This is a genomic window from Kribbella catacumbae DSM 19601, assembly GCF_000372465.1.
GTDB classification, from domain to species: domain Bacteria; phylum Actinomycetota; class Actinomycetes; order Propionibacteriales; family Kribbellaceae; genus Kribbella; species Kribbella catacumbae.
This window is the reverse complement of sequence record NZ_AQUZ01000002.1, coordinates 223,840-248,558: the sequence shown is the minus strand read 5'-3', so window position 1 is coordinate 248,558 and position 24,719 is coordinate 223,840. Positions and strand designations below refer to the sequence as shown.

Genomic DNA, 24,719 nt, shown 5'->3' with positions numbered 1-24,719 from the left:
AAGTTCGGCGAAGCGGTCAACCAGGGACAGCGGCCACCGCTTCGCCGGTGGCTTCAGGACTGACCCGATGCGCTTGGGCCGGCACGCTGCCGGCTTCTCGGGAGCTTAGCCAACCCGCTGATCGCGAGGTGGATCACCTCGGTGGACCTCCTGCCACTCCGCCTTGCGATGAACCGCTCCAACCGAGAATCCGGGGGCAGCGCTCTGCCGTGCCCTCCACTGGGCACGTCCTCTGACTAGCAGCCCTCCCCCTTGACACATACCCCTAGGCCGTATATTTATGGAGATACCCCCAGGGGGTATTTGACTAAGTGGAGGTGAGTGGGATGGACGCACAGACCAATCGCGCCGGGGCCCCCGTGAGCACGGAGCAGCGATCCAGCGGCGCCGAGGACGGCATCGCCGCGCTGCTGGGCGTCTGGCTGATCAGCGGCGTGTATGCCGACGGCTGGGCGCATTTGAACGTCGGAGGCCTGGACGGTTTCTTCACCCCATGGCACGGGGTCTTGTACAGCGGTTTCACCGCTTTGACGGTGTGGCTGGCCTGGATGACGTGGCGGCGCAAGCAGGCGGGCCGGGGCTGGCGCGACGCGATCCCGGCCGGGTACCGGCACGGTGTGGCGGGGGTTGCGGTGTTTGCTATCGGCGGTGTCGCCGACATGCTGTGGCATCTGGTGTTCGGCATCGAGGCCGGCGTTGATGCTTTGGTCAGCCCCACCCACCTGGTGCTGCTGGTTGGTGGCACCTTGTTGCTGTCGAGCCCGCTGCGTGCCACGCTCCAGCGCTCCGGGGCCTTGCCGCGCCGATTGACTGACGCTTGGCCTGCGGTCGTATCGCTGGCCACGGTGACGGCGCTGGCGGGGTTCTTCCTGAGCTACTTGTCGGTGTTCACCCAGCCCACCGCCACGATGCCTCTGACTTCCATTCCCGAAGGAGCGCCGGGCCACCTGCAAGCGGAACTGCCGGCCACCGTCGGACTGGCCGGTTATCTGCTCGGAACGGCGCTGATCGTGGTACCGCTGCTGCTGGCCCGCAGCCGGGGGCGGCTGCCGGGTGGAACGGTCGCGCTAGTGGTGGCTTTTGTCGCTGTCCCATCCGCGGCTTTGTCCGAGATGCGCTGGGCCGTGCCGGCAATCGCCGCGGTGGTCGCGAGTCTGATCCTCGAACTGCTGCTGCGAGCCCGTTCCGCGGCGACGACACTGGCGGTCGGCGTACCCGGCGCGGTGTGGGGCGGCCAGCTGATCGGCCTGGCATTGGGGGGTGATCTGAGATGGGGCGTGGAGATGTGGGCCGGTGTCATTGTCCTCACCATGCTCGCGGGATTCCTGCTCGCCGTCCTCGCCCGAGCCGACGTTCGCCTGCACGCATCCACCGGGGTGGCCGGCTGACCAAACCCTCCACGAGCTGCCAGGCTGGGCCACACGGCACCTGCCCGGCCGCGCCAGCAACTGACAACGAGCGAGTTCATTCGAGAGGATCCATCATGGCCCGGGCCAGCAAGTCCCAGCCGACCGACCCACACGGCGGCCAGCATCACGCCGACCATCATGACCATGTCTCCGCGGCTGCCCCTGGCGGCCCACACCCATCCGGACACACCGCATCGCCGACACACGGCGATCATGGTGGTCACGGAGGACATGACAAGCACGCGGGTCACGACCCGGAGGCCTTCCGCCGGAAGTTCTGGCTCAGCCTGCTGCTGACGTTGCCGATCGTGGCGACCAGCCACATGGTGATGGACTGGTTCGGGTACTCGCTGGACTTCCCCGCCATGAGCTGGGTCGGGCCGGTGCTGGGCACGTTCGTGTTCTTGTACGGCGGGTGGCCGTTCCTGGTCGGCGGCGTCCGCGAGGCGCGCGACCGTGCGCCGGGCATGATGCTGCTGATCTCGATGGCGATCACCGTTGCGTACGTCGCGTCGCTGGCCACCAGTCTCGGCTTGTTCGACCTGGACTTCTGGTGGGAGCTGGCCGCGCTCGTCACGATCATGCTGCTGGGTCACTGGCAGGAGATGAAGGCCATCGGCCAGGCCCAAGGGGCGCTGGCGGCGCTGGCCGCGCTGTTGCCCGATGACGCCGACCGGGTCACCGACGACGGCGTCGAGACCGTCCCGGTCTCCGATCTCCGCATCGGCGATGTCGTTCTGGTGAGGTCCGGTGCCCGGGTGCCGGCCGATGGCGAAATCGTCGAGGGCGCAGCGGAGCTTGACGAATCGATGATCACCGGCGAGTCCCGACCTGTCGCCAAGTCGTCCGGCGACCGGGTGGTCGCGGGGACAGTTGCGACCGATTCCGCGATCCGGGTCCGGGTCGACGCCGTCGGCGAGGACACAGCGCTCGCGGGTATCCAGCGACTGGTCTCCGAGGCACAGCAGTCCAGCGGACGCGCCCAAGTCCTGGCCGACCGGTTCGCCGCGATGCTGTTCTACATCGCCACCGCCGCAGCCCTGATCACCTTCATCGCCTGGTCGGTCTTCGGCACTCTCAACGAGGCCGTCGTGCGTACGGTCACCGTTCTGGTGATCGCTTGCCCCCATGCCCTCGGGCTGGCCATCCCGCTGGTGATCGCACTGTCTACCGCGGTCGCCGCGAAGGCGGGCATCCTGGTCAAGGACCGGCTGGCACTGGAGCGGATGCGCACCGTGAACGCGGTGCTGTTCGACAAGACAGGCACCTTGACCAAGGGAGAACACGTCGTCACCGGCGTCGCCGGAGACAGCATCGACGAGCAGGCAGTACTGCGGATTGCCGGTGCTGTCGAGGCGGACAGCGAGCACCCACTGGCCCGCGCGATCGTCACGGCCGCCGACCAGCGCGGGGACCGTGCCAAGGCAAGTGAATTCAAGTCGCTCACCGGCCGAGGCGTCCAGGCCACGATCGACGGCACGACGTATGCAGTTGGCGGGCCCGCACTCCTGCGCGAGCTCGACGCCACCGTACCGAGCGTTCTGCGGGACCGGGCCGAAGAGTGGTCCGGCCGGGGAGCCGCAGTGCTTTACCTCCTGCACGTCGGGGGATCCACGTCGGTGGCGACCGGCGCGATCGCGCTGGAGGACGAAGTACGACCGGAGGCCCGCGAGGCCGTAGAGCAGCTCCGCGCGATCGGTATCAGCAAGATCGTCATGATTACCGGCGATGCCGAACCGGTCGCCCGGGCCGTCGCGGCCGACCTCGGTTTCCGCGACGGCGTCGACGAGGTCTTCGCCGAAGTCCTGCCCGCCGACAAGGACAAAGCAGTCCTCGAACTGCAGGCCCGCGGCCTGACCGTGGCGATGGTCGGCGACGGCGTCAACGACGCACCCGCGCTGGCCCGCGCCGACGTCGGTATCGCGATCGGCGCCGGCACCGACGTCGCCATCGAATCGGCCGGCGTCGTGCTGGCCTCCTCCGATCCGCGTGGTGTCACCGGCATCATCCGGCTGTCCAAGGCGTCGTACCGCAAGATGATCCAGAACCTCGCCTGGGCCGCCGGCTACAACGTCGTCGCGATCCCGCTCGCGGCCGGCGTGCTGGCCTGGGCCGGTATCACGCTCAGCCCTGCCATCGGCGCCGTACTGATGTCGGCCTCGACCATCGTCGTCGCCGCCAACGCCCAGCTCCTGCGCCGCGTCCGCCTGACCCCGGACAGCTGACCCCCGACCACTTGATTCAGGAAAGGAACATCATGTGCACCGACTGCAACTGCGGCACCGTCAACATCGAGTCCGCACCATCAACCGCTGAGGCGACGACCGCCGCGACCTACCACGTCGCCGGTATGACGTGCAGCGGGTGCGCCGGCCGGGTCAGCACCAGCATCGGCAAGCTCGACGGCGTCACCTCCGTCGATGTCGACGTCGCCGCCGGCACGGTCACCGTTCACAGCAGCACCCCGCCGGCCGACGACGAGGTCCGCGCCGCCATCGAGGGCGCCGGCTACCAACTGGCCCACGCCTGAACTGCACTACCTGCTCCGGCCCGGCTCGCGCAGCCGGGCCGGGGCGCACCAGATCACCTGCCTTTGCGAGGAGACGAGAGATGCCCACCGACAGCTACTTCGACCGCGACGGCGCAACGATCGCCTACCAGTACTCCGGGACCGGGTCGCCCCTGGCCTATGCGCACGGCGTGCCCTTGAGCCGCGATGCTGTGCGGCGCCTCGATCTGCTCGACCTCGACGCCCTGGGTGACGGCAGGCGCCTGCTCACCTACGACGCCCGCGGCCACGGCGAATCCACCGGCCGACCGATCGCCGCCGACTACACCTTCGACAACTTCGGCCAAGACCTGCTGGCACTGGTCGATGCGATCGGCATCGACGAGCCGATCGACTTCACTGGATCGTCCCTGGGAGCAGACACCGCCCTGCGCGCCACGATCGCCCAACCGGACCTGTTCCGGCGCCTCGTGCTCATGATCCCGCCCGCCGCCTGGGACGACGCACCACTCGCCCAGCACGTCTACTCCGACATCGCCGCCACGATCGAGTCACAAGGCCCCGCAGCTTGGCGAGAGCAATGGGCCGCCGCGGACCCACTACCCATCTTCGACGACTACCCCAAGTTCGAACTCACACCGGCAATCGACGACGAACTACTCGCCAGCGTCTTCACAGGCATCAGCCGATCCGACCTCCCCGCACAAGACAGGGTCGCAACAATCACCCAGCCGACGCTGATCCTCGCGTGGGACACCGACCCGCTCCACCCCGTCTCCACCGCCCATAAGCTTCGCGACCAGCTGCCCAACGCCGAACTCCACGTCTCCGCCACCGCCGCCGACGTGGCGACATGGACGGAGCGCATCACCGAATTCCTCGCCTGACCATCTCAGATCAGCTCACCCCTTCGGGCGGCCGCAGCTTTCCCGAGGTTCTTACTGACTGGCGGGTGCCTCGTCAGACGAACATCGGCCAAGCGAAGTGTGTGAGGCCGTGGGACGAGAGCTGAACGTCATTGCTCACTGGCGGCACGCGCTTGGTTCCAGGCGGCGTCGCGGAGCAGCCGCAGTCCATTGAGGCCGACGACGACGGTGGAGCCTTCGTGTCCGGCGACGCCCAGTGGCAGCGGCAGGTGCCCGACGAGGTCCCAGATCACCAGAACGGTGATGAAGCCTGCCGCGATGACCAGATTCGCGGTCACGACCCGGCGTGCCCGGCGCGATAGCGCGATCACAGCGGGGATGGCGTTCAGGTCGTCGCGGACGATGACCGCGTCGGCGGTCTGCAGGGTCAGGTCGGATCCGGCACCGCCCAGGGCGATGCCGACGTGCGCTGCGGCCAAGGCTGGCGCGTCGTTGATGCCGTCGCCAACGACCATGACGCGTTCGCCGGCAGCTTGGAGTTCGCGGACTGCGGTGACCTTGCCGTCGGGCATCAGTTCGGCATGGATGCTCGTGATGCCTGCCGCTGCGGCGATCTGAGCGGCGGTCGTGGCGTTGTCGCCGGTGAGCAGCACCGGCGACTTGCCTGTCAGCTGGGTCAGTTGCTCGACGGCTGCGGCCGCTTCGGGGCGGAGCTGGTCGACGATGCCGAGGACTGCGATCGGTTTGCCGTCGATCAGGACAACGACCGCGGTCGCTCCTGCCCCTTGCACCTCGGCGACCGTCGAGCGGGCCGCCTGAACCTGTCCGACCCGTCCGATCAGGAGTGACACTGGGGCGCCGATCTGTACCTGCCGGCCGTCGATCGTGGCGGTGACGCCGAGGCCTGCGGCCGCAATGAACGCCTCGACGGGTGTCAGGGTGAGTCCGGCTGCGCGGGCGGCTGACACGACTGCGGCTGCGAGCGGATGCTCGCTGGGGTGCTCGGCCGAGGCGGCGATCGCAAGCACTTCGTCGCGGGTGAACGGGACGTTCTCGAGGAGCCGGATCTCGGCGAGGTGAGGTGTGCCGCGGGTCAAGGTCCCGGTCTTGTCGATCGCGACCTGCGTGGTCGCGCCGAGTTGCTCCATGACCACCGCCGACTTCACCAGCACGCCGTGGCGGCCGGCGGTGGCGATCGCGGCCAAGAGCGGCGGCATGGTTGCGAGGACGACGGCGCAGGGTGAGGCGACGATCATGAACGTCATTGCCCGCAGCAGTGTCGGTGTGACCGGTTGCCCGAACAGCAGCGGGCTCACGAACAGGGCGACGGTCGCGGTGATCATGCCGATCGAGTACCGCTGCTCGATCTTCTCGATGAACAACTGTGTCTTGGCCTTGGTCCGGGCGGCTTCCTCGACCAGTCCGGCGATCCGGGCGACCACCGACTCCGCGGCCGGGCGGTCGACCCGGATCCGCAGCGCGCCGGTGCCGTTGAGCGTACCGGCGAACACCTCGTCGCCGCTGGCTTTGTCGACCGGCAATGGCTCGCCGGTGATGGTGGCCTGGTCGACCTCGCTGGCACCCTCGAGCACGGTCCCGTCGGCACCGATCCGCTCGCCTGGCCTCACCAGCACGACGTCGCCGACGGCCAGGTCGGCGACCCGGACGGTCTCTTCCACTGCCCCGACGGCATCTGCGGTTGCGACGCGGGTGGCGGTGTCGGGTGCGATGTTGAGCAGTCCACGTACGGAATCCTCGGTGCGTTTGGTCGCGACCGCCTCCAACGCGCCGGAGGTCGCGAAGATCACGATCAGCAGACCGCCGTCCAGGATTTGCCCGATCGACGCGGCGCCGATCGCTGCCGCGACCATCAGCAGGTCGACGTCGAGTCGCCTGTTCCGCAGCTCCTGTAGCCCGGCCCAGCCCGGTTCCCAACCGCCCGCAACGTAGCAGGCCAAGAACAGCGACCAGTAGACCCACGTCGGTCCGCCGGCCAGGTCGACGACCAGCCCGGCCAGGAACAAGACCGTCGCGGCGCTCGCCCAGCGCACCTCGGGCAGCGTCCAGGCGCTGCGCCACCAACCGCCCCCGATCGCTGTCCGAGCTGAAACCGAGGTCTCGCCGCCGACCGCTGCGGCTCTGATGTCTAGGGTCACCTGCACATGCTACCTGCGCACACATGCATATACGCAAGTAAGCGGATGGGTCGTAGTATGGGCGGATGCACTCGTCGATCGAGAACTTCGAGATGCCGAACGAAGAGCAGGTCCACCTGGCCGCTGAGTCGTTCCGGCTAATGGCCGACCCGACCCGGATCAAGGTGCTATGGGCGCTACTGCAGGGCGAGTCGTCGGTAGCGTGCCTGGCCGAGCTCGCCGGCGCCGCCCCGGCCGCGGTGAGTCAACACCTGGCCAAGCTTCGCCTGGCCGGCCTGGTGAAAGGCCGCCGGGAAGGCACTTTCGTGTACTACTCGGCCGCCGACGATCACGTGAAGGGTCTGCTCGACCAGGCACTGTTCCACGCCGACCACCTCGACCGCGACCTACCCGAAGCAGGCAGCGATTCAGCGGCACAATCGGCCTGACACGCTCGCGCGTCAGGCCGAAGCTTGCCTAGAGCAACACTGAGATCGTGGCCAAGCTGGGTCCCTATCTCCTCGCGCTGGTAGCGCTAGAACTGGCCCGGGCCGAGGAACCGGCCCCGAGCGCCACGGCATGCCGGGCGGTTCAAGGCTTGAGCTGAGACGGGACGGCTTGCTTCGCTGACCCCGTCAAGCGGGATGTCAGGGCACTACTGTCAGCAGCAGCTCTGGAGATAGGCCTGGAGGTCCGCTAGCGCTGCAGCACTTCCTTGCTTGTCTGCGCGATACAGGACAGCCTTGCCGTCGCGCCGGGAGGTGACGATTCCTCCGCGGCGGAGGAGGTCGAGTTGCTGAGAGGCTGCCGACTGACTGACGCCGGCATGCTCGGCGACTTCATTGACCGAAAGTTCGGCGCCGCGGGCGAACAGCAGCATGATGCGTTGCCGGGTGGGGCTGGCCAGCGCCTTGAGGAAGTCGTGAGTCGCGGCAGCCAGCTCGACTGGCTCGGTCGCAGCACAGGACTGCGCTTCACTTTTGCTGCGTGCAGCCATCGCTCACTCCTCCCGTTGCGTCCAGCCTAGCGTCATACCTACGTACCACCATATTAGAATATAATGGTACGTTTGCTGCATGTCTCTTACCTCTGAATCAGTGGTGATCGTGGGCGCCGGGCAGTCGGGCCTAGCTGGGGCTCGGGCGGCGTTGGACGCCGGGTTGCGGCCGTTGGTGCTGGAGGCGGGTGAGCGCACGGTCGGGTCGTGGCCGTTGTACTACGACTCGTTGACGTTGTTCTCACCTGCTCGCTTCAGCGGCTTCCCGGGGATGCCGATTGGTGGCGATCCGGATCGGTATCCGGTGCGCGATGAGGTCGCGGAGCATCTGGACAAGTGCGGCGCGAGCCTGGATGCAGAGATTCGGACCGGTACGACGGTTGCCGGCGTCACGCAGTCCCGCGACGGACTCGACGTACACCTGGCCGGTGGTGAGACCGTGCAGGCGGCGGCTGTGATTGCCGCGTCGGGCTCGTTCGGCAACCCACTGGTGCCGGTGATCCCAGGTCAGGAGTCGTTCGGCGGTGAAGCGCTGCACGTGGCGGATTACCGATCGGCGCAGCCATACGAAGGCAGGCGGGTCGTGGTGGTCGGTGGCGGCAACTCCGCGGTTCAGGTCGCCTACGAGCTTGCGGCCGTGGCGGATGTGACGCTGGCGACCAGGGCTCCGGTGCAATTCCTGCCGCAGGTTCGTGGCGGACGCGACATCCACTTCTGGCTGGACTGGCTGAGGCTCGACCTGCTCCCACCGGCAGTGCTGGCGCGGTTGTTCAGCGGTACGCCGGTGCTGGATACCGGGATCTACCAGGCTGCGATCGAGTCCGGTGAGCTGCCGCGGAGTGACATGTTCACCGCGTACGACGCCGACGGGGTCGTGTGGCCCGGCGGTGAGCATAAACCGGTCGACGCGGTTCTGTTCGCGACCGGCTACCGCCCGCACCTTCCGTACCTGCGCGATCTGGGCGCGCTGACCGCGGACGGATTGCCGTTGCACCGGCGCGGGATGTCGACGACGCATCCCCGGCTGGCTTACCTGGGGGTGGAGTTCCAGCGGTCGTTCTCGTCGAACACGTTGCGCGGGGTACATCGCGATGCCCGATTCGTCATGCGTGCTTTGGCGCGACAGTTGCGGCGCGGCTAGGCACGGTTCGGCGACGGTACGCGTCGAGATGCCGCGATGAACAGGCCTGCTGCGATACAAGCGGCGGCGACGGTGAGGATGACGGGGCGGTATCCGGCGACGCCCGCCAGGACGGCGCCGACGAGCGGTGCGCAGGCTTTGGCGATGATGACGGGGGTGGCCAGGGTTCCTGCGGTGGTGGCGTAGCCGTGGGAGCCGTAGCGGTCGAGCAGGATCGCTGGGGTGGCGATCGAGGCGACGCCGAAGCCGAGCCCGAACAGGACCAGACAAGCGATTGCGCCGGCCAGGTGCTTGCCGGTGAACGGCAGCAGCGAAATCGCGGCGCCTTGGACGACGAGCACGATCCCGGCAATGGTGGCCATCGGCAACCAACACAGTGACAAGCTCGTCACGATCCGGCCCGTCACCGACAACAGACCGAGTAGCCCGGCCAGCGTTGCGGCGACCGCAGGCGGGTGGCCGAGGCTGATCAGGTAGAGCACGAGGTGCACGGCAATGGTGGCGAGCGCTGCGGAGTGCAACACGAACCCGGCCGCGAGTAACCAGAATCCGGTGTCACGCAGCGCTGAGGCTCTTGTTCGCTTCGGAACCGGAGTGCGGTGGCGTGGGCCGGTACGGCGGAGTGCGACCGCGTGCAACGGGATCGCGAGAGCCGCGTACCCGGCGGCGAGGATCAGCAAGGTGCGGCGCCAAGTGGTGGCCTCGAGCAACTGACCGGCGAGCGGGATGAAGATCGAGCTGGCAAATCCGGCGACCAGGGTGATTCCTAGGAGTGCACGGGTGCGGGATGCCGGCGCGGTGACCGCGATGACGACGGCGAAGGCCGGTTCGTACAGCACCGTCGCCGATGCGGCACCGATGACCGCGAACACGACGTACAGCTGCGCCACGGTCTGCACCTGCGACCAGGCCACGACAGCGGCGGCGCCGACCGAAGCACCCGTCGTCATCAGCGCGTGACCGCCGCGAGCATCGAGCCACCGCCCGACCGGTACCGACATCAACCCGGTGACGAGTACGGCGGTGGTGAGCGCGCCGGCCGCGGTCGCGGTGGAGATGCCCAGGTCGCGGCTCATCGGGCCGAGCAGCGCGCTGAACGCGTAGTACAGGACGCCGTACCCGACTGTCTGCGTCACGGCCAGCGCTGCGACCAGGCGGCGTGGCACACCGGAACGGCCTCCACCCCCTGCCCTGGCCGGGCTGGAGGTGACGGCCGTAGCGGGTTCGATCAACTGCAGCAGCCCGAGTCGGTGGCGGGCTTGGTGTCGATGACGGTGAGCAGGCCACCGGCGATACCGGTAGCGAGACCACGGCCCGCCGGGGCGGAGAGCGCGACTACCTGAGGTGCCGGGCCGCAGCATCCTCCGGCGGCATCGTCGCTGGACGAGCTGTCGGCAAGGTTGGAGGAGCAGACGCCAGTCTCTGGCAGGTCGAGCTGTACGTCGCGGGCCGCGTCCCAGTCGCCGGCCAGGCCGGCGACCACGGAGCGGGCCTGCTCGTAGCCCGTGGCCAGCAGGAACGTCGGCGCACGGCCGTAGGACTTCGCGCCCACGGCGTAGTAGCCCGGCTCGGGGTGCGCGAGCTCGTCGACACCGTGCGGAGGGACTGTTCCGCAAGAATGCTGGTTGGGGTCGATCAGTGGTGCGAGTGCGCGGGTGGATCCGAGGACCGGGTCGAGGTCCAGGCGCAGCTCGCCGACGACATCGTGGTCGGGGCGGAACCCGGTCGAGTTCACGACTGTGTCCGCGAGGACGCGCCGCTCACCGGCGACCAGCTCGACGCGGCCATCACCGGCCTGTTCGATGGCCTCGATCCGGAAGCTGCTGACGAGCTCGACCCGGCCGGCCTGAACGAGGTCGTGCACACGGGAGCCGAGGGCCCCGCGGGCAGGCAGTTCGTCGGCGTCACCACCGCCGTACGTGCGAGCCTGGTCCGCACCACGCACCACCCACACGATCTCCGTACCCGGGACCTGCTCGGCCAGCTCACCGAGATCCAACAGCGTGGTCGCGGCCGAGTGACCGGCCCCGACGACCGCCGTACGACGGCCTGCGAACCGCTCGCGGTCACGCCCCAGCACGTCGGGCAGCGCGCGGGAGATGTGAGCCGCAGCAGCGGCCTCCCCGCGGGCCGGGATGCCCGAACCGCCGAGCACGTTGGGGCGCCGCCAAGTGCCGGCCGCGTCGACCACGGCCGCGGCGAGCAGCTCGGAGCCGTCCGCCAGGCGGACGAGGAATGGCGCGTCTTCGCGACCTGCGGTGCGGATCCGGTCGAACCCGACCCGGGTCACCGCCTCGACCGGCGAGTTGTAGCGGATCTTGTCGCTCAGCTGCGGAGTCTTGACCAGCGGCGCGAGGTAGGAGTCGATCAGGTCGCCGCCGGTAGGCAGGGTGCCGGGGTTCGGTTCGGTCCAACCACCGGCTTGCTCGAGGAGCCGGCGGGCGGCACTGTCGATGTCGTAGCGCCACGGACTGAACAGCTTCACGTGCCGCCATTCGTCGATCGCGGCGGCGACGCTCGGGCCGGACTCGAGGACGACGAAGTCGAGGCCGCGTTCGGCCAGGTGCGCGGCAGCGGCCAGGCCGATCGGGCCCGCACCGATGACCACGACCGGAAGGTCGGAAGCTGTGACGCTCATGGTGTTTCTCCAAGCTGTGCAGAGTTTTTGACGAGTTGATTCACGGTCGCCGTGACGAGATCTGTCGCGGCGAGGAGGGTGCGCCCTTCGACCCGGTCGGGGGTCTCGGCGGTCGTTTGATAACCGGGCATTCCCATGCCGATACCGATCGCGGGCAAGCCGACGGCTGCGTAGCGGCGGTTGTCCGAGGCCATCGCACCGGCTTGCAGCGGTACACCGGTCAGACGGCCTGCCTGGTCAACGGCAGCCAGTAAAGGCTCAGCCGGTCCACCCGCCTCGACCGCGGCAGCAGCACCGAGCTGCGCTGCGCCGTCGACGTTGATCACGTACGTGCCGGAAGCCACCTGCGGTGCGTGATGCGCCGAACCGCGGGCACCGACCTCTTCACCGTCGAGCAGCGCGACCGCCAGCCCGACGCCACCCGACAGGCGAGGCGAGAGCAACCGAGCGGCTTCAAGAACGACAGCCACGCCCGAGGCGTTGTCCCCCGCCGCAGGATGCCGCAGCAGCGGGTCGTCACCCACCCCATCGAAATGCGCCGTCAGCAACACCGCCCGGCAGCGGTTCACCGAATACGCCGCACACGTTGGTCCCGGTCGTGGTGACAGTACGCATCGGCGCTGACGCCGTCACCATCGCACCAGCGCTGCCGGCCAATTCGGCATGCAATTCGGTGCGCACCGACAAGATCGCAACCTGGCCCATCGGCGGACCGGCGATCATCTTCGGCATCCAACCCGCCTCGTCGACACCGCGCCGTACCAGCAAGCCGGCGGCCTGCTCGGCCTCGGCTCTGGCCACCGTTTCCACGTCAGCCGCCGTCACAGCGATCCAGCCACCGCGCCACGAATCGGCGTCGGCCGACGAGAGCGGACCTGACCTCGGTTCCGTCACTTCGGCAGAGCTGAGATGCTCAGCGAAGTCGCGCCGATGGACGAGTTGCCGGTGCCCGACGGTCAGTGTGGGCGTTGCCTGCAGTTCCTTCACGCCACTTGCCTCGAAGCTGTCGAGGGTGACTGCGGCGCCCAGGCTGCGCAGTTGTTCGGCGAGCCACAGCGCGGCGGCTTGGCCGCCCGGCGTACCGATCCGGCGGCCCGAGTAGTGGTCGGAGGCGAGTTCGTGGACCGTGGCCAGCATGGCCTCGGCCGAAGCGCCGCCACGGGCAGCGGCGGCCTCAGCCGCAAGCGGCCTGGGCGACGCGGTGCTCATCCGCAGCACCCGCCAGAGGCCGTCTTGTCCGTGGCCGGCTCGGATCCGCAGCACGAGCCGGCAGCGACCGCGGTGTCGGTACCGCAGCAGCCGCCGGTGGACTCGGCAGCGGCCTGCCCGGTCGGGGAACTTCCACAGCAGCTGCCCGCCGAAGGGGGTGTGAACGCTTGCGCCGGGTCACCGGCGAAGCCGCCGACGGGCGTGGGGGTGGTCTCGGTAGCCATGATCGTGTCCTTCGCGTCGGGCGGTCAGTGGGGGAACTGGATGTAGGTGTGGCTGGCGCGGATCCGGTCGCGGTGAGCTCGCGAGCGGCACGCAGCGGTACAGACCTCGCTGCACGACTCGCAGAACTCCACGCTCCCGCGACGGCTGAGCCGCCGAATGAGCTTCACCATGACTGCCCCTCTCGTGCCTACGGCCGGTCATCCGGCCGGGCACTAAGTTGATCTTCATCTAAACAGCGATCCCCACCTTGCATCTTGCTTAGACAGAAGTCAAGATAGACACATGTCGAAACAAGACGTCTCCACCAGCCGCAGCGGTGGCTGCTGTACGCCGATCTCAGTCGCGGCTCTCGACGAGGCCACGGCGACCGAGGGTGCGGCGGTCTTCAAGGCGCTGTCGGACCCGATCCGGCTGCGCCTGATGTCGATCATCGCCTCGGCCGGCGCCGAGGTCTGCGTCTGCGACATCACCCCGCACTTCAACGTGTCGGGCCCGACGATCTCTCACCACCTGCGGGTACTGCGTGAGGCCGGGCTCGTCGACTGCGAGCGCCGCGGCACGTGGGTCTACTACTGGCCGCTGCCGGAGCGTCAGCAGTGGATCTCCACCCTGCTGTCCGTACCTGAGACCACCGCGCTGGCCCGCTAAGCCCAACAGCGCCGCCTGCTGCCTCGTTTCACCGCCGCCCTCACCTGGGAGAAACCGTCATGCCCACATCTGCTGAGGAACTCGCACTGCTCGACACCGACATGGTGCTCGGTCGGGCCGCTGAGCGGCTCGCCGACAAGTACACCGGCATCTTCAGTCCCGAGACTGTCGACCGGGTCGTCCACGAGTCCTACGTCGCGCTCTACCGCACCGCCAGAGTCCACCGACACCTTTCGGCGCTGGCCGAACACTTTGCCAGCGACCGGCTCGCGGCGCTGGCCCACGCCAAGGGCGCGATCGCCAGCCCCGTCCCGCAGGTGCTGTTCCTGTGTGTCGCGAACGCGGGGCGCTCCCAGATGGCTGCCGCTCTACTGGCGCACCACGCTGCCGGTGCTGTGACTGTCCGGTCGGCAGGGTCTCACCCCGCCGCAGACATCGAGACGCCGGTCGCCGCCGCGCTGGCTGAGCTCGGTCTCGACCTTCACCAGGCCTACCCCAAGCCGCTGACCGACGACGTCGTCCGCGCCGCCGACGTCGTGGTCACGATGGGCTGCGGCGACGCATGCCCGGTCCTGCCAGGAAAGCGGTACTACGACTGGGCAATCGACGACCCCGCCGGACAGAGCCCCGCTGCGATACGGCGGATCCGCGACGACATCGACACCCGCGTCCAGACCCTGCTCGCCGAACTCGTCGACCAGAAGCCGGGAGTCACCGCGTGACCGACACTGCCACCACGCCCACCGACAGCGCCGTCGTCGCGAAGCTGTCCTTCCTCGACCGCTACCTGGCGGTCTGGATCATTGCCGCCATGGCGCTCGGGTTGCTCCTCGGCCGGATCATCCCCGGTCTGGACGACGCGCTCGACGCGGTGAAGGTCGGTTCGGTGAGTCTGCCGATAGCGATCGGGCTGCTGCTGATGATGTACCCGGTGCTGGCCAAGGTCCGTTACACCGAAACCAGTCGCGTGACCGGCGACCGCAAACTCCTGATCGCCTCCCTGGTGCTGAACTGGGTGCTCGGCCCGGCACTGATGTTCGCGCTCGCCTGGCTGCTGCTGCCCGATCTGCCGGAATACCGCACCGGCCTGATCATCGTGGGGCTGGCGAGATGCATTGCCATGGTGCTGATCTGGAACGACCTGTCCTGCGGAGACCGCGAAGCGGCCGCCGTACTGGTCGCCATCAACTCCGTCTTCCAGATCATCGCCTTCGCCGGACTCGGCTGGTTCTACCTGCAAACCCTGCCCGGCTGGCTGGGGCTGGAGACCACCAGTGCGGAGTTCTCGATCGGCGCCATCGCGCTGAGCGTGCTGGTGTTCCTCGGCATTCCGCTGCTGGCCGGCTACCTGACGCGCACGATCGGCGAGAAGACGCGCGGCCGCGACTGGTACGAGTCACGGTTCCTGCCCAAGGTCGGGCCGGTCGCCCTGTACGGACTGCTGTTCACCATCGTCATGCTGTTCGCACTGCAAGGCGACGCGATCACCAGCGCACCACTCGACGTCGTACGGATCGCATTGCCACTGCTGGCCTACTTCGTGATCATGTTCGGAGGCTCGTTTGCCCTCGGCCACCAACTGCGCCTCGGCTACGCGAAGACCGCAACCCTCGCGTTCACCGCAGCGGGCAACAACTTCGAGCTCGCCATCGCCGTTGCCATCGGCACCTTCGGCGTCACCTCCGGCCAAGCCCTCGCCGGCGTCGTCGGTCCACTGATCGAGGTTCCCGTCCTGGTCGCCCTGGTCTACGTGTCCCTGTGGGCCAAGCGCCGCTTCTACCCCGACACCGTCAACTGATCCACCTTCCCCGCAAGGAGAAATCGCCATGTCCGAGACAACGCCTGAGGTCTTGTTCGTCTGCATCCATAACGCCGGCCGCTCCCAAATGGCCGCTGCCCTGCTCGACCACCACGCCGCCGGACGCGTCGTCGTACGGTCAGCCGGCTCCCAGCCCGCCGACCAACTCAACCCAGCGGTCGTCGCAGCCATGGCAGAGCTCGGCCTCGACATCTCCCAAGAGTTCCCCAAGCCACTGACCGACGACGCCGTCAAAGCCTCCGACGTCGTCATCACCATGGGCTGCGGCGACGAATGCCCCTACTTCCCCGGCAAGCGGTACCTCGACTGGAAACTCGACGACCCAGCGGGCCAGGGCATCGACGCCGTCCGGCCGATCCGTGACGAGATCGACTCCAGGGTCCGCGCCCTTATCGCCGAACTCGTCCCGGCCACCGACGCAAACGCTGTGAGCTGATCGGCTCGCCAACCGCCTCCCGTGGCATGTCTCCCGTGCGGTGGTCGCCTCCGGACGCCTCTCACCGGGACCAGTTGAGGTCCGAGCATCCGGCTGATCTACGATTTGAGGTATGTCGGCGGCGGGGGTATCGGCTCAGGCTCGCTGGGCGGTCGTGGCCTGCCTACTGACCTTGGCCTGCTTTGCGGGTATCGGCTGGTCGCCCTCGCACCAAGACTCCTCGGCGCCAATGGCAACGATGGCAGGGATGGAACAGCACGGCGAGCCGGCGATGGGCCTCGCCGATCATCACGGAAGCGAGACCACCGGCCACTGCATGGACACGAGCCAGCAGTGTCACCCGGCCACGCCGGACGGCGGGTCAGCGTCTGCGCCGCTCGGAGATCTCTCCGTCAACGCGACTACCGCCACGCTGGTGGCCCCTACGTGTCCTGTTCGTGTTGACCAGCCGGCGGCTAGACCACCCGACATTCATCAGCTCTGTGTGAATCGGACCTAGCAGGTTAGTCAGCATCCCTCGTGGGTGCTGTCTCACCTGCCTCGTTCCATATCACCGCGGCGACCAGTACCCGCGGCACACAGAAGGATCCTGCTTGATGGCTAGTTCCATGACCTTGTTCCTCACGGGCCTCACCACCGGTCTCCTCGCGGGTGGCGCCTCCTGCGCCGCAGTCCAAGGCGGTCTGCTTGCCAGTGCTGTCACTCGCCGCCACGACGCTTTGTCCGACGAGAACCACCGGCACGTCGGCCCGTTCGCTCCCGTAGGCGCCTTCCTCGGCGCGAAGCTCATCTCCCATAGTCTGCTGGGCGCAGCACTCGGCATCGTGGGCGCTGCGATCCAGCCAAGTCCTCAAGTACAGGCATTGCTGCTGATAGCGGCAGCCGTCCTGATGGTGCTTTTCGCGCTGGACCTGCTAGGAGTTTCCGCCGTACGTCGCCTCGTCCCGCATCCCCCGGCAGCGTGGGGCAAGCGCGTCCGCAGATCCGCAAAATCCAGCAGCGCCACCGCCCCTGCCATCCTGGGATTCCTCACCATCCTCATCCCCTGCGGCGTCACCTTGAGCATGGAGCTCGTGGCGATCACCTCCGGTTCACCAGTTGCAGGCGCGGCCGTGATGGCGGGATTCATCCTGGGCACCGGGCCACTCTTCGCCGTCATCGGCGTCGTCCTGCGCTCCGCCGCACGCCTGTGGCAGGGCAGGCTCAGCATCGCTACCGGTGTCGTCATCCTCGCGGTTGCGCTCTGGACGCTGACCTCCGGCATCCGGCTCGGCGGCTGGTGGCCAGATGGCGCTACCACTGCGGCGGCGAGCACAGTACCGGCAGACGCTGTCCGTACTGCGCCCGACGGCCGCCAGCTCGTCATCATCCAGGCCCGCAGTAACGGATACCTGCCCGAAATCGTCACAGCCAAGGCCGGGATCCCCACCACCCTGGTTGTCGCCACCAACAAGACCGGCGGCTGCGTGCGATCGTTCGTCGTCCCCGACCTGGACAAGCAACTCGTCCTGGAGCCGACGGGCGAAGCCACCATCGACCTCGGGACCCCGAAGCCGGGCACCCTCAGCTACAGCTGCGGAATGGGCATGTACGGCGGCCGCATCGCCTTTCAGGGGGCGTGACCGTGATGGCTGAACTGATCTTCGAAGTCACCGGAATGCACTGCTCCAGCTGCGGACTCCTCGTCGACGACGCCGTCGAGGACGTCGCCGGCGTCACCTCATCCAGCACCGACGTAAGAACCGGCCGCACCACCGTCGAGATCGCCTCAACGGGCATCAATCCATCCGCCATCCACGACGCAATCACCAGCACCGGCTACACCGCCCGCCTCATCGATTAGGCCGGAGGTCAGGCCCAGTGGTTGCCAGTCGGCGACAGAGATACGGACCTGCGCGCATCGCCGAGTTCCTCGCCTGGTCGCCAGGCTCTGGCGAAACGGTCAGCTTCTGGAGTTCGCTGCGATGACGGCCTCCAGGGCGGGCCGTAGTACCCGTTCCAGATCCTGGCGGTCGGCATCGGCGAGGACGGGATCGCGCAGGAGGTACCGGGCGATCGTCACCCCCAGGGTGCAGGCATTCAGCACGGCGGCGCGGAGTTCGCTGTCGTCGCCGCCGATCGTCGCGGCCACGGCTGACTGCGCCGGCGCCATGACTTGTTCGCGCAGCGCGGCAGCCGCTGCGGGGTGGGTGAGGCAGCTACGCAGAAGCGCTTCGGCCGCGGTACGCCGTTCGGGATCCTCGAAATCGGCGAACAGATGTGCCGCGGCCGCCTCGGCCAGGTTGTCGGCGGTGGCACTGGTCAGTGCTTGGAGATCGATGCCTGAGGTAGCGGCCGTCGAGAAGAGCTGTTCCTTGTTGCCGAACAGCTGCATCACCAGCGCCGGATCGATCCCGGCTTCGGAAGCGAGCCCACGGATACTTGTCCGTTCATAGCCCAGCTCGCCGAATTGACGGCGCGCAGCCGCCACGATCGCTTCCTCCGTGCGACGGCGCCGCTCGGCGCGCGAGATCCGTTCATCCTCCACCACAGCTTCACTCTACACGCGTTGACCGAAAGAGGTTCTTCGCTCTACGCTCGTTGAGTGAACAAGCGAGGAGTGGATGCGGTGGCGAGCGCGGCAGCGCCGGGCCGGATCGGTGCACGCGCGGCGGTGGCGCTGGGCGTGCTGGCAGGTAGTCAGCTGCTGATCGTGGTGGACGCGACGATCGTCAACGTGGCGCTAGGCCCAATTCGTGACGGGCTGAGGTTCACCGATGCGCAACTGCAGTGGGTGATCACCGCCTACACGCTGGCTTTCGGTGGGCTGTTGCTTGTCGGAGGCAGGGTCGCGGACCGGTTCGGGCACCGCCGGATGTTCCTGCTCGGCGCGCTGGCGTTCGGTCTCGCATCGCTGGCCGGTGGGGCCGCAGGAGACGAACTGGTCCTGGTCGGTGCGCGGGCTGTGCAAGGTGCCGGCGCGGCGATGATGGCACCGGCGGCGATGGCCCTGGTGATGGATGTGTTCGCGCCGGGTCGCGGCCGGGTGCTGGCGTTCGGCATCTGGGCCGGCGTGACGGCCGGCGGCACAGCGCTGGGCTCTGTGCTGGGTGGGGTCGTAACCGAGGCGATGTCGTGGCGCTGGGTGCTGTGGATCAACGTTCCGATCGTGGCCGTCGTCGTGACGCTCGGCGTCCTGGTACTGCCCCGGTCCGGCGGAGCACGCACCTCGAGGATCGATGTAGCCGGCGCGATGACGGCCACCGGCGGTCTGGTTCTCCTGGTCTACGGCCTGACCAGAGCTGCCGACCACGGGTGGACGGCCGGGACACTGCTCGTCCTGTTCGCTGCGGTCATACTCCTGGCGGCTTTCGTGATCCTGCAGGCCACTCGCCGAGCGCCGCTCGTTCCGGCCGGCATCCTCGGCAGCCGGACCGTCGTCGTTGCTGATGTCGTGGGTCTGATCCTGGGTGTCGCTATCTACGCACTGTTCTTCTTCGTCAGCCTGTTCCTGTCCACGATTCAGGGCAAGGACCCGGTCTACGTCGGGTTGGCGTTCGTCCCGATGACTGTCGCGATCGCTGTCGCCGCGCGGATCTCCGGAGCGCTGGCCGACCGGGTCAGTCCAGGGCGCTTGTCTGCGGCCGGAGCAGCATTGGTGGCGCTCGGACTGACACTGCTCGTCAGGATCGATCCCGCGTCCAGCTATGTCGCTACCCTGCTGCCTGGTCTGGTCGTCGCCGGCCTCGGGCTGGGGTTGACATTCGTCCCGCTGACCACAGCTGCGATGTCCAGCGCCGGCCCCGCCGACTCGGGCATCGCCTCTGCGTTGTTCAACGCCGCGCAGCAGATCGGAGGAGCACTCGGTCTGGCGGTCCTGACGACCATCAGCAGCGCAGCAGCCACCGGAGCCAACGTCCCGGCATCCAAGCAGTCAATCACCGACGGCTGGAGCCTGGCGCTGCTCGTCGCCGCCGCGTTGACCGGCGTGGCCGCGGTACTGGCAGGCACGCTGATCAAGCCCGTCGTGCATCCGACCAGCGGGCAATGACGTGCTGGCCAGCTACCGCACCGCCTTGGCCGTTCCCGGTGTCGCTCGCGTGGTCGGCGCCGTTCTGGTCTGCTATTTGCTGGCCGGGATGGTGAACCTGTCCCTACTCACCAGCACCACGCACAGCACCGGCAGCTACACCATCGCCGGCGCCGTCGTTGGCGCCTACTCCGTCGCGGTGGCCCTCACCGCCCCCGTCTGGGGCCGCGTCGTCGATCACCGTGGCCCTTCGTGGACACTCGGTGTCGCGAGCGCCGCACAGTTCAGCGCATTCGCCGGCTACATCATTGCCACGCTCGTCGACGCTCCCGCATTTGTCCTCATCGCGACCGCCGCAGCTGCCGGATCTTGCACGCCGCCTGCGTCGGCAATCGCGAAGAAGGTCTTCGCGGTGTACGACGATCCGGACAGCCGGCGGGCGCTCTTCTCCATCTCGGGGCTGTTCGCCGAGATGGTCTTCGTCGTCGGTCCACTGATCGTCGGAGGCGTCGTCGCCGTCACCCAGCCGATCCTGGCTGTAGCAATCACGGCCGTCGTCGCGCTTGCGGGCGTCTGGTGGCTTCGCGCAGCCCCGGCCGTCCGCTCCCTCGACGCGACCAACCGGGACACCCCTCGCTGCGAGCGTTCTCGCCGTACCACCCTCGACAGTCGGCAGCTGCACGTACTGGCCGTCGTGGTCCTTAGCGCAGTCGCCATCGGTGCCCTACAGGTCAGCGTCATAGCACAGGCTGCTCACCTCAACCTCAACCCTGGGCCGTTCATTGCGGCCATAGCCTGCGGCGGAGTACTGGCCAGCTTCACCTACGGCGGCCTGGCCCTGCCCCGATCGCTGCCAGCACAACTCGCGATCGCGCTGGCGCTGTACGGCGTTCTCATCGTGGCCATCGGCACCGGTCCCGGCGAAGCGATCTCCATCGCGCTGCTGTTCCTGGCCGGCGCAGCAACCGGACCAGCAGATGCCATCGAGGCGCTCCTCATCGCCCACCACACGCCGCGCCAAGCACAGTCCCAGGCCTTCGCCGCCTTGACGACAGCCAACTGGCTCGGCTTCGCGGCCGGCAGTGCGGTCGCCGGGGCCGCCGTGGACCGCGGACCGCTGTGGATCGGAACCAGCATCGCCGCCGCCGCGACCATCATCGCGGCCCTTTCCCTGGCCGTGCCGCGCTGGAAAAGGCGACTGCAGTAGAAAGCCCAGCTCGACCGCGGATACTCATCGGCAGGCAGCAGTGTCAGACAGACAGGCCCAGCCCGGTCAGCGTGATCGAGACAAGTCGAGCGACCGCCTGTTCAGTTGGGAGACCGCCGGCAGCTGCCAGCGCGTGCAGGCAGTAGCTGGCGAGCTCCTCCGCGGGGACGTCGTCTCGCAGCTCACCACTGGCGGCAGCTTCGACCAGCAGTTCCTCGAACAGGGCGGTCAGTTGCTGCTCGGCGTGGGCAACGTGTTCCCCCCGGTGCAGCAGAGCTGCGAATTCTTCGGTGCCATGTTTCTCGCGGTGATAGCAGATGAGCGCGTAGCGCTCGAGAACCGCTTTGAGCCGCTGAGCTGGGCCACCAGGTTGCTCGCGAAGGGCTGTGAGTTGTTCGAGATGTGCGGCGACATGTCGTTCGTGCTGAGCGGCCAGAACCGTTTCGACGTCCGGGAAATACTTGTACAACGTTGCGCGGCCGATACCTGCCTTCTCCGCGATCTGCGTCATCGTCACAGACATCAGCCCGCGCTCGCTCACCAGAGCCCAGCCGGCCTCCAGGATCGCGTCCCGGACGGTACGGCGATGGGTATCGATCGTCTCGCTCCACAGCTTCGGCACCCTTGAAGCATACAGGACGACATGTGAGCGACAGTATGATTCTATACAGACATAGTGTCTCGCAAAATTGGAGAGATCTGATGACCGAACCGACCCGGCACCCCGACCCTGGCAGCGCCGCTTCTCCGGGGCCTCACCGTCGACCTGCCGCCGGACCACCGAAGGCCCCGCGCTGGGTGAAGATTTCGGCGATCGTGGTGGCTGTCCTGATCCTTGCGGCCATCGCGTTGAAGCTCAGCGGCGCAGGAGACGGCCACGGCCCTGGCCGGCACACCGGCGCCGCGCCGTTCAGCGTCACAGCGGTCCAATCAGCTACGGATGGTCACGCCGGCCCGGCCGACCGGTGACCATGCCCCCGAGGCTACGGAAGGTCGTACTTACAGCTCACGTGGCCACGTCGGTTGGTTGGCTAGGCTCAGTGGTCGCGTACCTCGCGCTGGATGTCACCACTGTGACGAGCCTGGACCTCGATGCCGTTCGCGGCGCCTACTCGGCGATGGCTTTGGTGGCTAGATATGTCATCGTGCCGCTCGCGCTTGCGTCGGTGGTCATCGGGATCGTTAACGCGCTCGGTACGCCGTGGGGTCTGGTGCGGCACTACTGGGTGCTGGTGAAGTTCCTGCTGACCTTGATCGCCACAGTGGTGTTGCTCATCGAGACCCAGACCGTGCGCTACCTCGGTGAGACAGCGCAATTCGCGGCCGATCCCCGTCAACTCCCCGGCACGCTCCCGCACTCCATCGGGGGTTTGTCGATGCTGCTGGTCATCCTGATTTTGTCGGTCTTCAAGCCTCAGGGTTTGACCCGCTACGGATGGCGGCGGCAAGACCAGCAGGCGCGCAGTAAGCGCGCCGGCGCCGGTACCCGGCGCGGCAGTGTCGGCTGACGAATACCAATTTTCCGTCGGGGTACCGAATGTTGCCACCAACTGGAGAGGTGAAGGAGCCATGTCCGTACGGGAAATGATCAAGTCCTACCCAGCAGCGATCAACCTCGACCGGACTCTCCTGGCTGATGCGGTCGAGGCCCTTCTCGAATGCACCCAGGCCTGTACCGCCTGCGCGGATGCGTGTCTCTCGGAGCTGGACGTGGATCCGCTACGCAAGTGCATCCGTACCGACCTCGACTGCGCTGATATCTGCGCGACCGCGTCTCGCGTGCTGTCACGCCACACCGCATACGATGCTGACGTCACCCGAGCCCTGCTCCAGGCCTGCATCCAGGCGTGTACGGCGTGCGGCGACGAGTGCCGGCATCACGCCGAGATGCACGAGCATTGCCGGATCTGCAGCGAGGCGTGCCAGCGCTGCAGCGACGCGTGCCAATCACTCCTGTCCTCAACCAACTGACAGCAACACTGTGGCGCCGACGGCGCACATGGCAACGACGTAGCGAGCAAGGCGAGAGCGATCGTCACGGCCTTTCCCCAGCCCTGTGGATCGTTGGCGGCCGCGGGCATCGAGTGGCCTTCTCAACGATGCGGCGTAGTAGACGCCAACTTCACCAGCAGCGCCTGGCACTGACGCGCCGATGGCAGCACCGCGCCGCGGATTAGGGCATTCCTTCGCCAGTCCCGCTGATCTCTAGGGAGAACCTTTGCACTGCGCCCTGGTCTACTATGCTGGCTAGTAGTAACTTCCTGGACACTCTCGCACCGCCCATCGCGAGAACCGTCCAAAGGAGAACCGCCCAATGAAACTCCTTCGCATCCTCACGATCCCTGCCGCGGCACTGCTCGCCGTCACGGCCGCCGCGGCTGCACTCCCCGCCCAGGCCAGCCACTCCTGGGGTACCTACCACTGGTCACGGAGCGGCCAGGTCACGGCGCCGCTGATCTCCAGCGTCACCTCGAACTGGTCAGGCAACCTCACTGTCGCCAAGGATGACTGGAACGCCAGCCCCTACATCCAAAGCGGAGTCGTCGCGGGCAGCACGTCGACCAGCACCCGGAGTTCCTGCCCGATGGCCACCGGCCAGATCCGCGTCTGCAACTACACCTACGGAAACAACGGCTGGGCCGGTCTGGCGTCCATCAATCTGTCCGGCGGTCACATCAGCCGAGGCAGCGTGAAGCTCAATGACACCTACGAGTCCGGCGCCCCCGCGGCCGAGCGGCAAGGCGTGATGTGCCAGGAAGTCGGCCACACCTACGGTCTGGCACACCAGGACGAGAACTTCAACAATCCCAACCTCGGCACCTGCATGGACTACACCAACAACTGGGGCACCAACCAGCACCCCAACAGCCACGACTTCAACCAGCTCGCCTCGATCTACTCCCACTCCGACAAGGCCGCCGCCGCGTCCGGGACGAAAGGCGTGACGACCATCAAGACCGGCAGCACTGTCACCATGATCACCTGGGCGAAGTGAACCGTCTCGCACTGGTGCTTTCCGCCGCAGCCGTCCTCCTCACGGGCGGCTGCGGCGGGTCGCCCCTCTCGTCGCCCACCACTGCCGCCAGCGAACCGGTCCCCTCGGCAGCGCCGCCCACTGCCGCATTGGCGACAGTCGCCGCAGGAACCGTCACAGTCACACAGGAAGGCAAGGCGCCCCCTAACACCCTGTGGTACTTGAGGATCGAGGACACGACCGCCAAACCACTACTGGAGCAGGCCTACCCTGGCCAGCCAATCTCAGTCACCCGGGCGCTGCCGCCGGGTGTATACCGCGTGATCGTCTGGCACCGCCCTTGTACCGGTGACTGCCCAACGACGGGCGAGGACGGCCTGGGGCCGCTCGGCCAGGTCTGCGGCGCGAAACTCGATCTGACGTCGGGAGCAAAGCTGCAGGCAACAGCTCAGATCAAGACTGATGGCGGCTGCGCGATCAAGGTTGCAGTCTGAGAC

The 24,719-nt window shown here is 67.5% G+C and carries 29 protein-coding genes; 19 read left to right on the top strand and 10 right to left on the bottom strand.

Features of this window, described 5'->3' with window-relative positions; translation table 11 throughout:
- The first annotated feature begins 326 nt into the window (after positions 1-326).
- The 4 genes from A3ES_RS46110 to A3ES_RS0103300 all read left to right on the top strand — a co-directional run bounded on the left by A3ES_RS46110 (position 327) and on the right by A3ES_RS0103300 (position 4,805).
- On the top strand, positions 327-1,388 hold the full coding sequence (locus A3ES_RS46110; RefSeq protein WP_020385354.1) for a hypothetical protein: 1,062 nt from the start codon (positions 327-329) through the stop codon (positions 1,386-1,388).
- A 95-nt stretch (positions 1,389-1,483) separates the two neighbouring features.
- A complete protein-coding gene (locus A3ES_RS0103310; protein ID WP_020385353.1) occupies positions 1,484-3,634 on the top strand; it encodes a heavy metal translocating P-type ATPase in 2,151 nt (716 codons plus the stop codon).
- Between the two features lie 32 nt (positions 3,635-3,666).
- The gene (locus tag A3ES_RS0103305; protein ID WP_020385352.1) at positions 3,667-3,939 is read left to right on the top strand and encodes a heavy-metal-associated domain-containing protein; all 273 of its coding nucleotides are present in this window, start codon (positions 3,667-3,669) and stop codon (positions 3,937-3,939) included.
- Positions 3,940-4,019: 80 nt separating this feature from the next.
- The gene (locus A3ES_RS0103300; protein ID WP_020385351.1) at positions 4,020-4,805 is read left to right on the top strand and encodes an alpha/beta fold hydrolase; all 786 of its coding nucleotides are present in this window, start codon (positions 4,020-4,022) and stop codon (positions 4,803-4,805) included.
- Between the two features lie 128 nt (positions 4,806-4,933).
- On the opposite strand, the gene A3ES_RS0103295 is transcribed toward A3ES_RS0103300, so the two are convergent.
- Complete coding sequence (locus tag A3ES_RS0103295) at positions 4,934-6,940, bottom strand: heavy metal translocating P-type ATPase (RefSeq protein WP_272944592.1); 2,007 nt, start codon at positions 6,938-6,940, stop codon at positions 4,934-4,936.
- A 65-nt stretch (positions 6,941-7,005) separates the two neighbouring features.
- On the opposite strand from A3ES_RS0103295, the gene A3ES_RS0103290 reads away from it, so the two are divergent.
- The gene (locus tag A3ES_RS0103290; protein ID WP_020385349.1) at positions 7,006-7,368 is read left to right on the top strand and encodes an ArsR/SmtB family transcription factor; all 363 of its coding nucleotides are present in this window, start codon (positions 7,006-7,008) and stop codon (positions 7,366-7,368) included.
- A 212-nt stretch (positions 7,369-7,580) separates the two neighbouring features.
- Here the strand turns inward: A3ES_RS0103290 and A3ES_RS0103285 are convergent, their stop codons facing one another.
- A complete protein-coding gene (locus A3ES_RS0103285; RefSeq protein ID WP_020385348.1) occupies positions 7,581-7,916 on the bottom strand; it encodes an ArsR/SmtB family transcription factor in 336 nt (111 codons plus the stop codon).
- A gap of 79 nt (positions 7,917-7,995) precedes the next feature.
- On the opposite strand from A3ES_RS0103285, the gene A3ES_RS0103280 reads away from it, so the two are divergent.
- Complete coding sequence (locus A3ES_RS0103280) at positions 7,996-9,057, top strand: flavin-containing monooxygenase (RefSeq protein ID WP_040453893.1); 1,062 nt, start codon at positions 7,996-7,998, stop codon at positions 9,055-9,057.
- Here A3ES_RS0103280 and A3ES_RS0103275 read toward each other — a convergent pair.
- From A3ES_RS0103275 to A3ES_RS53765, 6 genes are all read right to left on the bottom strand, one after another.
- The gene (locus A3ES_RS0103275) at positions 9,054-10,223 is read right to left on the bottom strand and encodes an MFS transporter (RefSeq protein WP_020385346.1); all 1,170 of its coding nucleotides are present in this window, start codon (positions 10,221-10,223) and stop codon (positions 9,054-9,056) included. The genes A3ES_RS0103280 and A3ES_RS0103275 overlap by 4 nt on opposite strands.
- A gap of 62 nt (positions 10,224-10,285) precedes the next feature.
- The gene (locus tag A3ES_RS0103270; protein ID WP_020385345.1) at positions 10,286-11,695 is read right to left on the bottom strand and encodes an FAD-dependent oxidoreductase; all 1,410 of its coding nucleotides are present in this window, start codon (positions 11,693-11,695) and stop codon (positions 10,286-10,288) included.
- Complete coding sequence (locus A3ES_RS55400) at positions 11,692-12,246, bottom strand: M28 family metallopeptidase (protein WP_202806429.1); 555 nt, start codon at positions 12,244-12,246, stop codon at positions 11,692-11,694. Before A3ES_RS55400 ends, A3ES_RS0103270 begins: the two co-directional genes overlap by 4 nt.
- On the bottom strand, positions 12,212-12,904 hold the full coding sequence (locus A3ES_RS55395; RefSeq protein WP_202806428.1) for a hypothetical protein: 693 nt from the start codon (positions 12,902-12,904) through the stop codon (positions 12,212-12,214). The genes A3ES_RS55400 and A3ES_RS55395 overlap by 35 nt, the downstream gene beginning before the upstream one ends.
- Complete coding sequence (locus A3ES_RS52315; RefSeq protein WP_085955532.1) at positions 12,901-13,128, bottom strand: hypothetical protein; 228 nt, start codon at positions 13,126-13,128, stop codon at positions 12,901-12,903. Before A3ES_RS52315 ends, A3ES_RS55395 begins: the two co-directional genes overlap by 4 nt.
- A gap of 24 nt (positions 13,129-13,152) precedes the next feature.
- On the bottom strand, positions 13,153-13,299 hold the full coding sequence (locus A3ES_RS53765) for a hypothetical protein (protein ID WP_157630312.1): 147 nt from the start codon (positions 13,297-13,299) through the stop codon (positions 13,153-13,155).
- A 112-nt stretch (positions 13,300-13,411) separates the two neighbouring features.
- Between A3ES_RS53765 and A3ES_RS0103255 the strand changes: the two genes are divergently transcribed.
- The 6 genes from A3ES_RS0103255 to A3ES_RS0103230 all read left to right on the top strand — a co-directional run bounded on the left by A3ES_RS0103255 (position 13,412) and on the right by A3ES_RS0103230 (position 17,875).
- On the top strand, positions 13,412-13,777 hold the full coding sequence (locus A3ES_RS0103255) for an ArsR/SmtB family transcription factor (protein WP_020385341.1): 366 nt from the start codon (positions 13,412-13,414) through the stop codon (positions 13,775-13,777).
- Positions 13,778-13,836: 59 nt separating this feature from the next.
- Entirely contained in the window at positions 13,837-14,499 is a 663-nt protein-coding gene (locus A3ES_RS0103250) for an arsenate reductase/protein-tyrosine-phosphatase family protein (protein ID WP_020385340.1), read from the top strand.
- On the top strand, positions 14,496-15,575 hold the full coding sequence (gene arsB, locus A3ES_RS0103245; RefSeq protein ID WP_020385339.1) for an ACR3 family arsenite efflux transporter: 1,080 nt from the start codon (positions 14,496-14,498) through the stop codon (positions 15,573-15,575). The genes A3ES_RS0103250 and arsB overlap by 4 nt, the downstream gene beginning before the upstream one ends.
- 28 nt (positions 15,576-15,603) lie before the next feature.
- Entirely contained in the window at positions 15,604-16,032 is a 429-nt protein-coding gene (locus A3ES_RS0103240) for an arsenate reductase ArsC (RefSeq protein WP_020385338.1), read from the top strand.
- 596 nt (positions 16,033-16,628) lie between these two features.
- On the top strand, positions 16,629-17,654 hold the full coding sequence (locus A3ES_RS0103235; RefSeq protein WP_237744839.1) for an urease accessory protein UreH domain-containing protein: 1,026 nt from the start codon (positions 16,629-16,631) through the stop codon (positions 17,652-17,654).
- A gap of 5 nt (positions 17,655-17,659) precedes the next feature.
- Positions 17,660-17,875, top strand: a complete 216-nt coding sequence (locus tag A3ES_RS0103230) for a heavy-metal-associated domain-containing protein (protein WP_040453978.1) — start codon at positions 17,660-17,662, stop codon at positions 17,873-17,875.
- A 99-nt stretch (positions 17,876-17,974) separates the two neighbouring features.
- Here A3ES_RS0103230 and A3ES_RS0103225 read toward each other — a convergent pair whose 3' ends face one another.
- Positions 17,975-18,562 carry a TetR/AcrR family transcriptional regulator gene (locus tag A3ES_RS0103225; RefSeq protein WP_157630310.1) on the bottom strand — a complete coding sequence of 196 codons (588 nt, stop codon included), beginning with the start codon at positions 18,560-18,562 and terminating at the stop codon, positions 17,975-17,977.
- A gap of 54 nt (positions 18,563-18,616) precedes the next feature.
- On the opposite strand from A3ES_RS0103225, the gene A3ES_RS0103220 reads away from it, so the two are divergent.
- Positions 18,617-20,062, top strand: a complete 1,446-nt coding sequence (locus A3ES_RS0103220) for a DHA2 family efflux MFS transporter permease subunit (RefSeq protein WP_157630309.1) — start codon at positions 18,617-18,619, stop codon at positions 20,060-20,062.
- A gap of 25 nt (positions 20,063-20,087) precedes the next feature.
- On the top strand, positions 20,088-21,248 hold the full coding sequence (locus A3ES_RS0103215) for an MFS transporter (protein ID WP_157630308.1): 1,161 nt from the start codon (positions 20,088-20,090) through the stop codon (positions 21,246-21,248).
- Positions 21,249-21,291: 43 nt separating this feature from the next.
- Here the strand turns inward: A3ES_RS0103215 and A3ES_RS0103210 are convergent, their stop codons facing one another.
- Positions 21,292-21,870: a TetR/AcrR family transcriptional regulator gene (locus tag A3ES_RS0103210; protein ID WP_020385332.1), complete on the bottom strand. Its 579-nt coding sequence runs from the start codon at positions 21,868-21,870 to the stop codon at positions 21,292-21,294.
- Positions 21,871-22,046: 176 nt separating this feature from the next.
- Between A3ES_RS0103210 and A3ES_RS53760 the strand changes: the two genes are divergently transcribed.
- The 5 genes from A3ES_RS53760 to A3ES_RS53755 all read left to right on the top strand — a co-directional run bounded on the left by A3ES_RS53760 (position 22,047) and on the right by A3ES_RS53755 (position 24,716).
- Positions 22,047-22,217, top strand: coding sequence for a hypothetical protein (locus A3ES_RS53760; RefSeq protein WP_020385331.1), 171 nt, complete (start codon positions 22,047-22,049; stop codon positions 22,215-22,217).
- A 71-nt stretch (positions 22,218-22,288) separates the two neighbouring features.
- Positions 22,289-22,756 (top strand): DUF2269 domain-containing protein, encoded by a 468-nt coding sequence (locus A3ES_RS0103200; RefSeq protein WP_202806427.1) that lies wholly within the window; start codon positions 22,289-22,291, stop codon positions 22,754-22,756.
- A gap of 61 nt (positions 22,757-22,817) precedes the next feature.
- Positions 22,818-23,219, top strand: coding sequence for a four-helix bundle copper-binding protein (locus A3ES_RS0103195; RefSeq protein WP_020385329.1), 402 nt, complete (start codon positions 22,818-22,820; stop codon positions 23,217-23,219).
- Between the two features lie 343 nt (positions 23,220-23,562).
- Positions 23,563-24,243 (top strand): hypothetical protein, encoded by a 681-nt coding sequence (locus A3ES_RS46095; RefSeq protein WP_020385328.1) that lies wholly within the window; start codon positions 23,563-23,565, stop codon positions 24,241-24,243.
- A 200-nt stretch (positions 24,244-24,443) separates the two neighbouring features.
- Positions 24,444-24,716, top strand: coding sequence for a hypothetical protein (locus A3ES_RS53755; RefSeq protein ID WP_157630307.1), 273 nt, complete (start codon positions 24,444-24,446; stop codon positions 24,714-24,716).
- The last annotated feature ends 3 nt before the right edge of the window (positions 24,717-24,719 follow it).